This is a genomic window from Rhodopseudomonas palustris BisB18 (assembly GCF_000013745.1).
Classification (GTDB): domain Bacteria; phylum Pseudomonadota; class Alphaproteobacteria; order Rhizobiales; family Xanthobacteraceae; genus Rhodopseudomonas_A; species Rhodopseudomonas_A palustris_F.
Genome location: NC_007925.1, coordinates 4,779,592 through 4,793,382, shown reverse-complemented (window position 1 = coordinate 4,793,382; position 13,791 = coordinate 4,779,592). Strand labels below are relative to the sequence as shown.

The following is a 13,791-nucleotide window of genomic DNA, read 5'->3' as shown; positions in this document are numbered from 1 at the left end:
TGCACGCGCTCCGGGGCCAGGGAAAAGCGCAGCGAAACTCTCCCCGCGCGTGGGGAGAGTCAACAACATCCGCGATGCGCGCCTCACGCCGCCGCGGTCGGCAGCTTGTAGTTGCTGAACTGGTCGCGCAACGCGGTTTTCAGGATCTTGCCGGTGGCGGTGTGCGGGATCGCCTCGATGAAGATCACGTCGTCCGGCATCCACCATTTGGCGATCTTGCCGTCCATGTAGTGCAGGATCTCGTCGCGGGTCGCGGTCTGGTCCGGCTTCAGCTGGCAGATCAGCAGCGGCCGCTCGTCCCACTTCGGATGATAGACGCCGATCACCGCGGCCTCCGCCACCTTGGGATGGCCGACCGCGAGGTTCTCCAGATCGATCGAGGAGATCCATTCGCCGCCCGACTTGATGACGTCCTTGGAGCGGTCGGTGATCCGCATGTAGCCGTATTTGTCGATGGTGGCGACGTCGCCGGTGTCGAAATAGCCCTCCTTGTCGAGGATCTCGTCCTTGACCCGGAAATAGGCGGCGGACACCGAAGGGCCGCGCACCTTGAGCCGGCCGAAGGTCTTGCCGTCCCACGGCAGCCGCTTGCCGGCGTCGTCGGTGATCTTCATCTCCACCATGAACGGCGGATAGCCCTGGGTCTGCAGGATGTCGAGCTTCTGCTCCGCCGGCAAATCGGCGAATTGCGGCTGCAGCGAGCACACCGTGCCGAGCGGGCTCATCTCGGTCATGCCCCAGGCGTGGCGCGGCTCGATTCCCATGTCGGAGAACGCCTTGATCATCGCCCGCGGCATCGCCGAGCCGCCGCAGGCGACGACGCGCAGATGCGGCAGCTTCAGCTTTTCCTTGTCCATGTATTGCAGCAGCATCAGCCACACCGTCGGCACCCCGGCGCTGTAGGTCACCTTCTCGGTGTCCATCAATTCGTAGACCGAGGCGCCGTCGAGCTTGGCGCCCGGCATCACCAGCTTGGTGCCCATCGCCGGCGCCGAGAACGCGATGCCCCAGCTGTTGGCGTGGAACAGCGGCACCACCGGCAGCATGACGTCCTTCGAGGTGGCGCCGAGCGCGTCGCCGTTGTTGGCGACCAGCGCGTGCAGCACGTTGGAGCGGTGCGAATACAGCACGCCCTTCGGATCGCCGGTGGTGCCCGAGGTGTAGCACATCGCCGCCGCGGTGTTCTCGTCGAACATCGCCCACTTGAAATCGCCGTCGGCCTCGGCGATCCAGTCCTCGTAGGCCACCGCGTTTTTCAGCGTGGTCTGCGGCATATGCGCGGCGTCGGTCAGGATGATGTAGCGCTCGACGCTCGGCAGCTGCGCCGCGATCTTCTCCAGCACCGGCACGAAGCTGAGATCGGTCATGATCACGCGGTCTTCGGCATGATTGACGATCCAGGCGATCTGGTCGGGAAACAACCGGGGGTTGACGGTATGGCAGATCGCGCCGATACCCATGATCCCGTACCAAGCTTCCAGGTGTCGCCAGGTGTTCCAGGCGATGGTGGCGACGCGGTCGCCGAGCTTGATGCCGTCGCGGTCGAGCCGCTGCGCGACTTTCAGCGCGCGCTGCCGTATTTCGGCGTAATTGGTGCGGTGAATGGGACCCTCGACAGACCGGGTGACCACCTCGCGTTCACCGTGGATCATCGCCGCATGGTCGATGATCCGATGACACAACAAAGGCCAGTCTTGCATCAAGCCGCGCATCCGAACGTTCCTCCTTATTGTTATCCCTTTGGCAGCAACTTTAGCGCGGACAATGGCTTGAGCAAATGGGCTTGTGGACCTCGCAGGCGCGGCGAAGCGTCCATGCTGACGCTGGCTGCGGTGCTGCTGCTGTTATGTCCGGATGCCGGAATGGCGTACGGCCACGTGCCGTTGCCGAAGCCGCGCCCGGTGGAGGCGCCCGCGGCCGCGACGCCGCCGTCGGCGGAGGAGGCCGATCAACAGCCGGGCGACAGCGAGCCGCCTGCGGCCGCGGCAAAGCCGGAGCCGAAGCCCGCGCCGCAGCTCTCGGCCTGCCGGCTGGCGCTCACCGAACAGATCGCGATCGCGCCGTCGATTCCGGATATTCACGGCGCCGGCGGCTGCGGCGGCGAGGATCTGGTGCGGCTGGAAGCCGTGGTGCTGCCGGATCACAGCCGCGTGGCGGTGAAGCCGGCGGCGATCCTGCGCTGTGCGATGGCCAGCGAACTGACGCATTGGATCCGCGACGACATGGCGCCGTTGGCGGCCCGGCTCGGCAGCAAACTCGCCGATCTCGACAACTTCGATTCGTTCGAGTGCCGCGGCCGCAACCGGGTGGTCGGCGCCAAACTCTCCGAGCACGGCCGCGCCAACGCGATCGACGTGCGCGGCCTCAAGCTCGCCAACGGCGCGACGATTTCGCTGACCGACCGCGCCGCCTCGCGCGAGGTGCGCGAGACCGTGCTGGTGTCGCTGTGCGCGCGGTTCACCACCGTGCTGGGGCCGGGCTCGGACTGGTACCACGAGGACCACGTCCACCTCGATCTGGCGCAGCGCCGCGGCGGTTACCGGATCTGTCAATGGAACGTGTGGGATCCGCTGCCGGTGGTGGCGCCGCTGTTGCCGGCGGAGCGGCCGGAGGAGGCGCCGCCGCGCGCCGTCGCGGTGCGGGCGGAGGAGGGTGCGGCGCCGGCCGCGCCGCAGCAGGACGCCGCGCCGGCCGAGGCCGAGCCGCAGCCGGAGGCCGAGCCGGCGCCGGCCGAGACCGCCAAGCCCGTGCCCCAGGCAACAAAAAAGCGCCGGGAGCACCGGCGCCTTTGAAATCTCACAGCCCGTCAGGCCTGCGGCCTGACGTCTTGGCGAGGGCTCGCGATCAGAACGGGCCGGTGCCGCTGCCCTGCAGCGCCAGTTTCGAATTCACCGGCGAGTCGCCGTGCTTCGGCTCCAGCACCACCACCACGGCGCCGGGCTTCACCCGGCTGTAGAGGTCGATCACGTCTTCATTGGTCAACCGGATGCAGCCGGAGGAGATCGACGCGCCGATATATTCCGGCTGGTTGGTGCCGTGAATCCGGAACAGGGTGTCCTTGCCGCCCGAATACAGATACAGCGCGCGAGAACCCATCGGATTGTCCGGACCGGGGGCGACGAACTTCGGCACGCCGAGCCGGGAGATTTCGCTCTGCGTCGGGTGCCACGGCGGCCACTCCGCCATGTTGCCGATCTTGGCGATGCCGGACCACGCCATCGCTTCCTCGCCCACCGTGATGCCGTAGCGGATCGCCTTGCCGCCGTCCTGCACCAGATAGAGATAATGGTTGTCGGAATCGACCACGATCGAGCCCGGCGTTTCCTTGCGATGATAGTCGACGATGGCGCGGCGGAACGGCTCGGCGACCGGGGTCTTGACGTAAGACACCTTGGCCAGCAATTCCTTGTCGCGCGGCTTCAAGACGTTCTGCGACGTCTCTTGATACGTCGTGGTCTGCACGCATCCGGACAGCAGCAGGCCCGCGGCCAGCAATCCGAGTTTCGATCCCAAAGTCGCCATCTATCTCGATCCAATCGAATTCCGGCGCCGGAGCGCGCCAAAAACAGGCCCTCAAAGCCACGATTCCATGCCCATGATTATCGCCGAAATCCGCCGTCTTTCCAGCGCTTAGATCGCGTCGACGCGACGCGGCGCGCAGCTGTGGCAATTTTGTCTCAAAAAATCAGGCTTCCGATCAATTAGCAGGCAGCAACCTGAATCTCGCCGGCCGCCGTTCACGCGTCCGTCATCGTGCCGCGGCATGCCGGGCTGGCGCCGATGTCGCGGGCTTGCCAAAAGCTGCGGAGTTGCGCACTGCAAGATTCCTGCCCGACCAGCTCGTCCCCGTTCTCGGAGTTGCTATGATCGCGATCTTCTCCCCGTCCCAATCCGCGTTGAAAAAATCCGCCGGCTCCGATCTGTCCGAACTGCCCGCCGACGCGGTCTGGATCGACCTGGAGAAGCCGACCCCGGAAGAGGACCGCGCGGTGGAGCGGCTGGCGGGGGTGGCGGTGCCGACCCGGGAGGACATGCAGGAGATCGAGATTTCCAGCCGGCTCTATATCGAGAACGGCGCCCGTTACATGACCGCGACGCTGGTCTGCGCTGCCGACACCAATTCGCCGCGGATCAGCCCGATCACCTTCATCCTGTCCAACCAGCGGCTGGTGACGGTGCGCTACGACGCGCCGAAGCCGTTCCTGCTGGTGGAAAACAAGCTGGCGCGCGGCGTCGCCCCGGGCACCAACGGCGCCATGGTGCTGTTGGAATTGCTCGACGCGGTGATCGACCGCTGCGCCGACATTCTGGAGCGGGTCGGCGCCGACATCGACCAGGTCAGCCGCGACATTTTCGAGCCCGACGCCTCGCTGCGCACCGGCCACGCCAAGCGCTATTCCGACATCCTGATCGCGATCGGCCGCAAGGGCGATCTGACCTCGAAGGTGCGCGAAAGCCTGGTCTCGATCGGCCGGCTCGTCACCTTCGTCACCGCCGAGACCGAGGACGTCAAATGGTCGAAGGAGATGCGCGCGCAGCTCAAGACCATGCAGCGCGACGTCGGCTCCTTGAGCGACCACGCTTCCTATCTGTCGAACAAGATCACCTTCGTGCTGGATGCGATGCTGGGCGTGGTCAACCTCGAGCAGAACAACATCATCAAGCTGTTCTCGGTGATGGCGGTGGTGCTGATGCCGCCCACCCTGATCGCCTCGGTCTACGGCATGAATTTCCGGCTGATGCCGGAATTGCAATGGGAGCACGGCTACCCGATGGCGCTCGCCATGATGCTGTGCGCCGCGGTGGTGCCGTATCTGTTGTTCAAGTGGAAGAAGTGGCTTTAGGCGGGCGCGACGAAGGGGCCGCTTCATCGCGGGAAAATTCCGCTGGACGCTGCGTCGTTTCGGCGTTGCAATGGCCGGGGCAGCTCTGAACCCGCGGAGGCGTCGATGGGAGTTGCGATTTCGGACAGTGCGCTGGCCGGGGGAATGTCGGTCGCCGAATTCCGGGCGTTTCAGGACCGGCGTCCCGACCACGAGCGGTGGGAACTGATTTCTGGTGTTCCGATGATGATGACGCCAGCGACGATCGCGCATAATCGGATCGCCAGCAATCTCGAATGGCTGTTGACCGACGCACTCGGTCGTTTCGATCGGTCGCGGCTTGCCACCCAGCGCCCCGGCATCGATCTTGGCTCGATTGCCTATCGCCCGGAGCCCGATGTCGGCGTGATCGACGCCGACTACGCCGCCGGTCAGCGTTTTGTCGAGCATTGCTATCTGTTGGCCGAGATCGTTTCGGAAACCGACGAATTGCCGGTGCCGGGCACCGGCGGCCGCTGGATCGACGTCAAGCGCGAGATCTATCGGGCCCATCCGCCGTGCGAGGCGGTGCTGATCGTCGAGCAGGACCGCATCGAGGTTGCGGTCGATATCAGGTCAAAGGACGGCTGGAGGGCGGCATTGCTCAACGGCCCCGAAGCCGAATTGCGACTACCGGCATTCGGGCTCCGTTGCGCGCTCGCCGCGCTTTACGAGGGCACGCCGCTGATGCCGCGACGCGAACGGGGCGGGGAAACTAAGTAGCACGGAGCGGGTAGCTTGTAGGGTGGGCAAAGCGAAGCGTGCCCACCGTTTCGCGGCGGAAAGCGCCGCAGTCTTCTGGTGTCGTAGCAGGAGTAGTAGCAGGAGTAGCCCGGATGAGCGCAGCGATATCCGGGAGACAATAGCGCCTCGTCTATCGGCAAGATGCCCATGCCCATGCACCTCCAGTAGAGCCCCCGGATTTCGCTGCGCTCATCCGGGCTACAGCGCTCGCCGCGTTTGACGAGGGAGCGCCGCGGCAGCTCCGCGGCGGGCACGGCGAGGAAGCCAAGTAATCTGTAGTTCTTTTTAGGGTGGGCTAGAGCATTTTCGGTTAGGATTGATGCGGTTCAAGAGTCCCGGGCCGTCATCCCGGGGCACGAGCAGCTTCGCTGCGAGTGAGCCCGGAATCCATAACCACCGCAGGGAGTATGGATTCCGGACTTGCTCGTTCTTCGAACTCGCAATCCGGAATGACGACGACATTTTGGTTGGATGATGCAATCCTGACCGAAAACGCTCTCACGCGCAGCGCGTAATCCACCGGGTCGAGGGCGCTCTCTGTGATCGGTGGGGTTACGGCGCCAGGGCGCCCCACCCACCCTGCGGGCTCTGACCACAGTAACATGATACTTAGCGCAATTGAGCTTCGAATTCGATCTTTGAAACCGCGGCTGTGCAAAATTGTACAGGAGAAAGGTGTTACTTGCTTTAGAGTAAATTGTCGCTGCAAAGCGCGGTTTCGTACCATCGTTGATGGAGGATGCTATGGACCCACACTCAATTTCAACGGCGATTTATGCTCTGTTGATTGGAGGCGTCCTTAGCCTGATCGGCTGGGTCGCTGTGGAATTGTATAAGTTCGATTCGTTGCGACAAATTCTCTTTGTCGAGATCTGTTCTTTTGTGGCTGTCATCGAGGAGATGGAGCTTCGGGATAATTTTGACGCGGCGATCAGGGATCTCCCGAAGAAAATCGCCTATTCCAGCGAGGAGGACTATTTCACCCTGTTCAAAGCCAATGCGGAAAACCTCGGCCTGTTTCGTGCGGACACGGTCGGTCATGTGGTGGCGTGCTACACCTTCATGAAGGGAGCCCGCGATGCGCGTCGTGGGGCGGTAGGTCCCACCGATAGCTCCGATGAATCAGCCGCGGCATGTATTTGGAATTTGCGCCACTCGGCGCGTTTGGTGGCCCGCAGTCTGCGTGAGGCCGATGAGGCGACGAAAGGCCTGATGCGCTGGCCGCGTCGGGAGGCGCTGCAAGAGGTGATGAAGAGAATCCTGCCGAAGCAATCGATCGCCGAATTGGCGGACATTTGGGAGGCAATTGCGGCTGGCCAGTCGTTCCATCTGCCTGAGCAAAGGGATCTGCCGATATTGCAGGATCTCGGCAGCAGGCGTGCGTAATCATCGCGCTGGAGTGACGCAGGTAGCGCGCGAGGTGGGTGTCGCGGAGCCCGGATGAGCGCAGCGATATCCGGGAGCAAACAACACCCGCCTCTCGGCCAGATATCTCGCCGGCTTGGTTCAATCCCGCGGGAGCCAGGGACAATGCCCTTTGGTATTACTGCGGAACCGATATCGGAGGCAAAACGCTTTGGCAACCGCTATGGAATGCCGCTAGGACGTGCTCGAAGCCGAATTGGGGATGCCAATTCAACGCGGCACAGGCACCGGCGTTGTCGTAGACTCGATCAATCGCTTGAGGAAATGCCCAACCGTGTGTCGAAAATTCTTGAGCAAGAGCCGGACACCGCAGCCTGATCGCTGTCGGGGCGTCAACCCCCAATAGTTCCCGATCCTCACGCAAGAACGGCGTCGTACCGGAAACGATGTGCGTGGCGAGATGTGGCCCATCCGCATCGAGCGCTCGCAGATGGGCAACAGCCGCGTCGCGCTCATCGATCCCGCGGTAGAGACGATAGAGCGCCATCAGGTTCACCGCCTCAGGAAAACAACGCCCTAGACGCAACACCGTGACCTTCAACTGAGGGCCTGCCACGGCGGCAAGATGCGCTTCGGCCTCCAGTTTCGTATGGTGATAGATCGTTCGCGGATGTGGCTGTGACATGTCGTCGATCCATTCGGCATCGCCGACGACGTCCTGCCTCACGCCGAAAACCGCAGTTGTACTCGTGAAGATCATATGGCGAACGCCCGTCGTAAGCGCCGCCCTAATGATCGTCGCGGTGCCCGTTACATTCACCCTGCGAAATTCGTGTTCGGAGAACAGGCCTACATGAGGTGCATGCAGCCCGGCACTGTGGATCAGTGCAGAGGCCCCGTCAAACGCCCTCACAAGTTTCTCGTAGTCGGTAACATCCGCAACAATGTCCGTGGTCTCGGACGGAACGATATCGACACCTGTGACCGCATAGGACTTGGCCGCCGCGGCTGCGATGGTCCGACCAATGCGCCCACTGCTTCCGGTAACAATCAGACGTCTCCTACCCCGCATCTTTTGTCCTTCTCGTTCGCGGCTCGATCGGGGCAGGTATGACGTCGAACAAATCCTTGCAAGCAGCAATTTCCCGGCCCACCCAGTTCGCAGAACAGCTTCATTGAGGTGACTGTTTCGCTCCGAAGGCGTCATGACCAAAGCGAATGACGCAGTCGAACAGCGCGTCCGGCGGGTTGGCGCGGAGCGCGTAACCTACCGGACCCAGGGCCCTTTCTGTGATCGGTGGGTTGCGACGCAGGGGCGCCCGGGCTCCCCCTCCGAGCCACGTCACCCTGCCTTCTTCTCCGCCTTCTTCTTCCTTGTCATGTGCGACTTCAGCACCTCGCCCATCCGCGCCTGATAGCCGGCGCCGGTGGCCTTGAACCAGCGCAGCACCTCGGCGTCGAGCCGCAGCGATACCAGTTGCTTGGGGGCGTCGGATTTCGGCCGGCCGCGCTGGACCAGTTTGCCGCCGTGATACAAATCCGCACGGGCGAAAAACTCCTCCGTCAGTTCGGGGATTTCGTCGTATTCCTCCGGCTGGATGACGTGGGCATCAACTTTCTTCAAGTCGCTGCCCGAAGCGCGCTTTTTCCCGGTCATTGGCTTTCCTCATCGAGATGACATGCCGCGCGTCGGATCGTAAGTGATTTTCATCTAATTATTGTATCTACAGATAAGCGGCCGGCAAGTGCCCCCGCAAGCCCCGCTTGACAAATCCTCAATCAAGATTATATTCCTAATCGTCCTGTCCGTGAGGGGCGCTTTCGCGAGGCGTCAAGATTGCGGGACAGAGCGAGAAGTGGGGCAACCCACCGATCGCTGCCGAGAGGGAGCTTGCTCCCGATCGGTCGACGCGGCGTCCCGCGCTCGCGCTTCGCAACCGCGACCCGGGAGGCCCCAGGCCACCGTCCGGGCCCACTACGAGGCTCTGCCACTTGCTGGTTGGCTGGACGCGGGACAGGTGAACGGTGAGAGATCGCCGGAATCGGCGGTGCGGAGTGCATCGCGCCTGTCCCCGGAAGCACGGTCCCGGGGCCCATAATCGCCGCAGGAGGGCGCGCCGCAAGGCGACGCGCGGTCGCGGCTGGCCTTGCGAGGCGAGCCGCAGCACCGCGACAGCTCCACCCCCGCGCCCTGCGGCGCGCCTCCCCCCTCATTGGTTCGAGGGGGACTCTTGCAAAGCTCGGGCGCTCAGCGCCGCGAGATCGCGGGCGCACATCCAGAACTTTTTGATCGTGGCTGTTTGACATTTTGCACGCATCGGCGGGCGATCACCGCCCATTTCAGCGTCATCCTGAGGAGCCCGGCAAAGCGCGCAGCGCGACGCCGGGCGTCTCGAAGGATGGCCGCGGGCGTGGCGCTGCCACAGGCCGGGGCGAGCGCATCGTCGCGTAGCCGCATCCTTCGAGGCCCTCGCTACGCTCGGGCACCTCAGGATGACGACTGTGGGCATGGATCTGGGCATGGATCATCAGCTCGCAATCAGCGTCATCCTGAGGAGCCCGGCAAAGCGCGCAGCGCGACGCCGGGCGTCTCGAAGGATGGCCGCGGGCGTGGCGCTGCCACAGGCCGGGGCGAGCGCATCGTCGCGCAGCCGCATCCTTCGAGGCCCTCGCTGCGCTCGGGCACCTCAGGATGACGACTCTGGGCATGGATCTGGGCATGGATCATCAGCTCGCAATCAGCGTCATCCTGAGGAGCCCGGCAAAGCGCGCAGCGCGCAGCCGGGCGTCTCGAAGGATGGCCGCGGGCGTGGCGCTGCCACAGGCCGGGGCAACCGCATCGATGCGCAGCCGCATCCTTCGAGGCCCTCGCTGCGCTCGGGCGCCTCAGGATGACGACGCTCAGGATGACGACTCTGGGCTTTGGATCGTCAGCAACCCAATCAGCGTCATCCTGAGGAGCCCGGCAAAGCGCGCAGCGCGCAGCCGGGCGTCTCGAAGGATGGCCGCAAGCGTGGCGCTGCCACAGGCCGGGGCGACCGCATCGTCGCGCAGCGAGTGTAGCCCGGATGAGCGCAGCGATATCCGGGGCCACGGGCCTTCGTGCTCATCCCGGATGTCGCTGCGCTGATCCGGGCTACCTGCTGACCCGTCGACCGCTTGCTTACTCCGCCGCCTTCTTGGCCAGCGCCGCCTTGGGACGACCGAAGTCGGGCAGGGCTTCGTCCTGGCCGATGTCGACGATGCCGCGGCGGATAGTGCGGGTGCGGGCGAAGTGCTCGTACAGAGCGTCGCCGTCGCCGCGGCGGATCGCCCGGGTCAGTTTCGACAGATCCTCCTGGAATTCGCCGAGCATTTCCAGAACCGCGTCCTTGTTGTTCAAGAACACGTCGCGCCACATCGTCGGATCGGAGGCTGCGATGCGGGTGAAATCGCGAAAGCCGCCGGCGGAAAACTTCAGCGAGTGTAGCCCGGATGAGCGCAGCGATATCCGGGGCCACGGGCCTTCGTGCTCATCCCGGATGTCGCTGCGCTGATCCGGGCTACCTGCTGACCCGTCGACCGCTTGCTTACTCCGCCGCCTTCTTGGCCAGCGCCGCCTTGGGACGACCGAAGTCGGGCAGGGCTTCGTCCTGGCCGATGTCGACGATGCCGCGGCGGATAGTGCGGGTGCGGGCGAAGTGCTCGTACAGAGCGTCGCCGTCGCCGCGGCGGATCGCCCGGGTCAGTTTCGACAGATCCTCCTGGAATTCGCCGAGCATTTCCAGAACCGCGTCCTTGTTGTTCAAGAACACGTCGCGCCACATCGTCGGATCGGAGGCTGCGATGCGGGTGAAATCGCGAAAGCCGCCGGCGGAAAACTTCAGCACCTCCGAGCGCGTCACCCCTTCGAGCTCCTCGGCTGTGCCTACGATTGTGTAGGCGATCAGATGCGGCAGATGGCTGGTCACCGCCAGCACCAGATCGTGGTGTTCGGCGGCCATCACCTCGACATTGGCGCCGAGCCCGCTCCAGAACGCCGCCAATTTGTCGACCGCCTTGGGATCGGCGCCCTCGGGCGGCGTCAGGATGCACCAGCGGTTGATGAACAGTTCGGCGAAGCCGGAATCCGGGCCGGAATTCTCGGTGCCGGCCACCGGATGCGCCGGAATGAAATGCACGCCCTCCGGCAGATGCTCGGCCATCGCGCGGACCACCGCGGCCTTCACTGAGCCGACATCGGAGACGATCGCGCCGGGCGAAAGATGCGGGCCGATTTCTTTCGCGACCTCGCCGCAGGCGCCGACCGGGATGCACAGGATGACGAGGTCGGCGCCCTGCACCGCCTCGGCATTGCTCTCCAGCACCATATCGACGATGCCGAGTTCGGCGACCCGCGCCCTTGTCTGCGCCGAGCGCGCGGTGGCGACGATCTCGGCGGCCAGACCCTGCGCCCGCGCGCCGCGCGCGATCGAGCCGCCGATCAGCCCGAAGCCGATCAGCGCCAGCCGTTTGAACGGCGGCGTGGCGATCATGGCTGCGCCATGAAGTCGGCGACCGCTTCGACCACCAGGCGGTTGGCCTCTTCGGTGCCGATGGTCATGCGCAGCGCATGCGGCAGGCCGTAATTGTTCAACGCCCGCAGCACCAACCCGCGCTTGGTCAGGAACGCGTCGGCGTCCGCCGCGGTCTTGCCCTTGGCGGTCGGAAAATGCACCAGCACGAAATTGCACACGCTCGGCGTCACGGTGAGGCCGAGCTTGGTGAATTCCTCGCTGAGCCAGTTGCGCCATGTCTCGGTGTGGGCGCGCGACATCTCGACATGCGCGGTGTCGTTGATCGCCGCGACCGCGGCGAGCTGCGCCGGCACCGAGGTGTTGAACGGGCCGCGGATCCGGTTCATCGCGTCGACGATGTTGGCGGGGCCGAACATCCAGCCGATCCGCAGCGCGGCGAGGCCATGGATCTTGGAGAAGGTGCGGGTCACCACGGTGTTGTCGGTGGTCGACACCAGCTCGATGCCGCTCTCGTAGTCGTTCTTGCCGACGTAGTCGGCATAGGCGCCGTCGAGCACCAGGATGACGTGCTCGGGCAGGCCCGCGCGCAGCCGTTTGACTTCGTCAAACGGCACATAGGTGCCGGTCGGGTTGTTCGGGTTGGCGAGCCACACCAGCTTGGTGCTCGGCGACACCTTGGCGAGGATGGCGTCGACGTCGCAGGTCAGGTTCTTCTCCTCGGCGATCACCAGCTTGGCGCCGTTCGCCATGGTGGCGATCGGGTAGACCAGAAAGCCGTAGGTGGTGGCGATCGCCTCGTCGCCGGGGCCGAGATAAGTGTGCGCCAACAGGTTGAGGATCTCGTCGGAACCGGCGCCGCAGATGATGCGGTCGGGATCGAGCCCGTAGGCGCGGCCGATCGCCTCGCGCAGCACCCGCGAGGTGCCTTCCGGATAATCCTCCAGATGATCCGCCGCGCCCTTATACGCCGCGATCGCGTGCGGCGAGGGGCCGAACGGGGTTTCGTTGGCGGACAGCTTGAACACCTTGCGGCCGGGTTCGGCGACCGGGCTCTTGCCGGGGGTGTAGGGCGCAATATCGAGAATGCCGGGATTCGGCACGGGGCGGGACATCGTAGGACTCCAGATGATTGACGCGGGATCAGCTTTTTGGCGCGCCGGTCGGGGGCACCATATAACGGGTTGCATGGCTGCCGACGAGGGCCTGCGAGCGCAGCGAGGCGCCGGAATCGATCAGCGCCGTCTTGACGGCGTCGAGGCTGGTGGTGCCGGTGATCGAAATCAGCAGCGCGGCGCCGTCGAAGGCGGTATCCGGCACCGCGACGATCTCGGCCAAGGGCGACAGCGCCCGGGCGATCTCGGCGTTCCAGCCGGACACCCGCACGCTCCACATCTCGACCTCGGTGACCATGGCGCTGTCGGCGACCCTGGAGACCACGAACACCGGCAACGCCGCCGGATGGTCGGCGCGCTCGATGAACGGCAGCCTGGCGATGATCTTCGGCGTCCCCTCGGCTTCCAGCGCCAGCCACCACGGCGTGCGGCTCGAGGTGGCCGAGACCAGCGCCAGATCGCCTTTCGAACGCGACACCCCGTCGACGGCGGCCTGGGCGGAAAAATGCGGCACGAACGGCACGGTGAAGCCGAAATGGAAGCGGGCGGAATCCCGCATCGCGGATTCGCCCAGCGACAGATCGGCATGCACGGCGAACGGCGCCTGCACATAAGTAAAGGTGGCGATGATCACCCGCCAGATGCTCTCGACGGTATCGAGCGGCAGGATGCCGTGATGGCGCTGCACCAGCCGGCGCATCATGTCGGCCTCGCGCGCCGGGCGGAACGCGGAGCCGACCTCCTGGGTCTGCTTCACCGAGATCAGCCGGTCGATGATGTCGGCGCGCTGCATCAGCAGGTTGTGGACCTGCTCGTCGATACTATCGATTTCGCGGCGCAGATCCGCCAGCGACGGCGGCGAGGGAGGCAAAGTGGACATTGTTGAAGACCTTCGAGGGACGCGAGAGGCGCTCCCGCCAAGCCATCCCGGTTGGATCACGGCCGACCGCCGGGCAAGACGCATTGCTTAAGAAAGAGCGGCCGCGAAAGCAAAGAAAAGCTTAAGGCTTTGGATGCCACACCGGGTGCCGGCCATTCCGCGGTAAGTCTTGACGAAAGACCCGTGTGGGATTAATATCTTAGCTCGTTCCGTGGTCATTTGAGCCGGCCGGCTTGCAGCCACGTTAAACAACTCGCTAAACAGGCCGGGGACAGTTTGATCCCGGCCGAACATTGTTCAGGCCGGGTTTTTTTGTGGCCTGTCTGGGAACC

At 64.4% G+C, this 13,791-nt stretch carries 11 protein-coding genes, 1 pseudogene and 1 riboswitch; of the genes and pseudogenes, 4 read left to right on the top strand and 8 right to left on the bottom strand.

Annotated features, from left to right (window positions below):
• Positions 1-83: 83 nt before the first annotated feature.
• On the bottom strand, positions 84-1,712 hold the full coding sequence (locus RPC_RS21495) for a fatty-acid--CoA ligase (protein ID WP_011474697.1): 1,629 nt from the start codon (positions 1,710-1,712) through the stop codon (positions 84-86).
• Between the two features lie 102 nt (positions 1,713-1,814).
• Here RPC_RS21495 and RPC_RS21490 point away from each other — a divergent pair, with 102 nt between their 5' ends.
• Entirely contained in the window at positions 1,815-2,792 is a 978-nt protein-coding gene (locus RPC_RS21490) for an extensin family protein (RefSeq protein ID WP_011474696.1), read from the top strand.
• A 52-nt stretch (positions 2,793-2,844) separates the two neighbouring features.
• Here the strand turns inward: RPC_RS21490 and RPC_RS21485 are convergent, their stop codons facing one another.
• Positions 2,845-3,522: a L,D-transpeptidase gene (locus tag RPC_RS21485; RefSeq protein WP_011474695.1), complete on the bottom strand. Its 678-nt coding sequence runs from the start codon at positions 3,520-3,522 to the stop codon at positions 2,845-2,847.
• A 341-nt stretch (positions 3,523-3,863) separates the two neighbouring features.
• On the opposite strand from RPC_RS21485, the gene RPC_RS21480 reads away from it, so the two are divergent.
• The 3 genes from RPC_RS21480 (at position 3,864) to RPC_RS21470 (ending at position 6,992) form a co-directional block, all read left to right on the top strand.
• Positions 3,864-4,844: a magnesium transporter CorA family protein gene (locus RPC_RS21480; protein WP_011474694.1), complete on the top strand. Its 981-nt coding sequence runs from the start codon at positions 3,864-3,866 to the stop codon at positions 4,842-4,844.
• 105 nt (positions 4,845-4,949) lie between these two features.
• On the top strand, positions 4,950-5,585 hold the full coding sequence (locus tag RPC_RS21475) for a Uma2 family endonuclease (RefSeq protein WP_011474693.1): 636 nt from the start codon (positions 4,950-4,952) through the stop codon (positions 5,583-5,585).
• 765 nt (positions 5,586-6,350) lie between these two features.
• Positions 6,351-6,992: a hypothetical protein gene (locus tag RPC_RS21470; protein ID WP_011474692.1), complete on the top strand. Its 642-nt coding sequence runs from the start codon at positions 6,351-6,353 to the stop codon at positions 6,990-6,992.
• Positions 6,993-7,149: 157 nt separating this feature from the next.
• Here RPC_RS21470 and RPC_RS21465 read toward each other — a convergent pair whose 3' ends face one another.
• The 6 genes and pseudogenes from RPC_RS21465 to RPC_RS21435 all read right to left on the bottom strand — a co-directional run bounded on the left by RPC_RS21465 (position 7,150) and on the right by RPC_RS21435 (position 13,459).
• Positions 7,150-8,043 carry an NAD-dependent epimerase/dehydratase family protein gene (locus RPC_RS21465; protein WP_011474691.1) on the bottom strand — a complete coding sequence of 298 codons (894 nt, stop codon included), beginning with the start codon at positions 8,041-8,043 and terminating at the stop codon, positions 7,150-7,152.
• A 270-nt stretch (positions 8,044-8,313) separates the two neighbouring features.
• Positions 8,314-8,628 carry a BrnA antitoxin family protein gene (locus RPC_RS21460; protein WP_011474690.1) on the bottom strand — a complete coding sequence of 105 codons (315 nt, stop codon included), beginning with the start codon at positions 8,626-8,628 and terminating at the stop codon, positions 8,314-8,316.
• 1,506 nt (positions 8,629-10,134) lie between these two features.
• Positions 10,135-10,431 (bottom strand): annotated as a pseudogene (locus tag RPC_RS21450) (prephenate dehydrogenase dimerization domain-containing protein); the annotation flags it as partial.
• A gap of 109 nt (positions 10,432-10,540) precedes the next feature.
• Complete coding sequence (locus RPC_RS21445) at positions 10,541-11,485, bottom strand: prephenate/arogenate dehydrogenase family protein (protein ID WP_011474689.1); 945 nt, start codon at positions 11,483-11,485, stop codon at positions 10,541-10,543.
• Entirely contained in the window at positions 11,482-12,579 is a 1,098-nt protein-coding gene (hisC, locus tag RPC_RS21440) for a histidinol-phosphate transaminase (protein WP_011474688.1), read from the bottom strand. Before hisC ends, RPC_RS21445 begins: the two co-directional genes overlap by 4 nt.
• A gap of 28 nt (positions 12,580-12,607) precedes the next feature.
• Positions 12,608-13,459 (bottom strand): chorismate mutase, encoded by an 852-nt coding sequence (locus RPC_RS21435; RefSeq protein WP_011474687.1) that lies wholly within the window; start codon positions 13,457-13,459, stop codon positions 12,608-12,610.
• Positions 13,460-13,660: 201 nt separating this feature from the next.
• Positions 13,661-13,740: riboswitch (SAM riboswitch) on the top strand.
• The last annotated feature ends 51 nt before the right edge of the window (positions 13,741-13,791 follow it).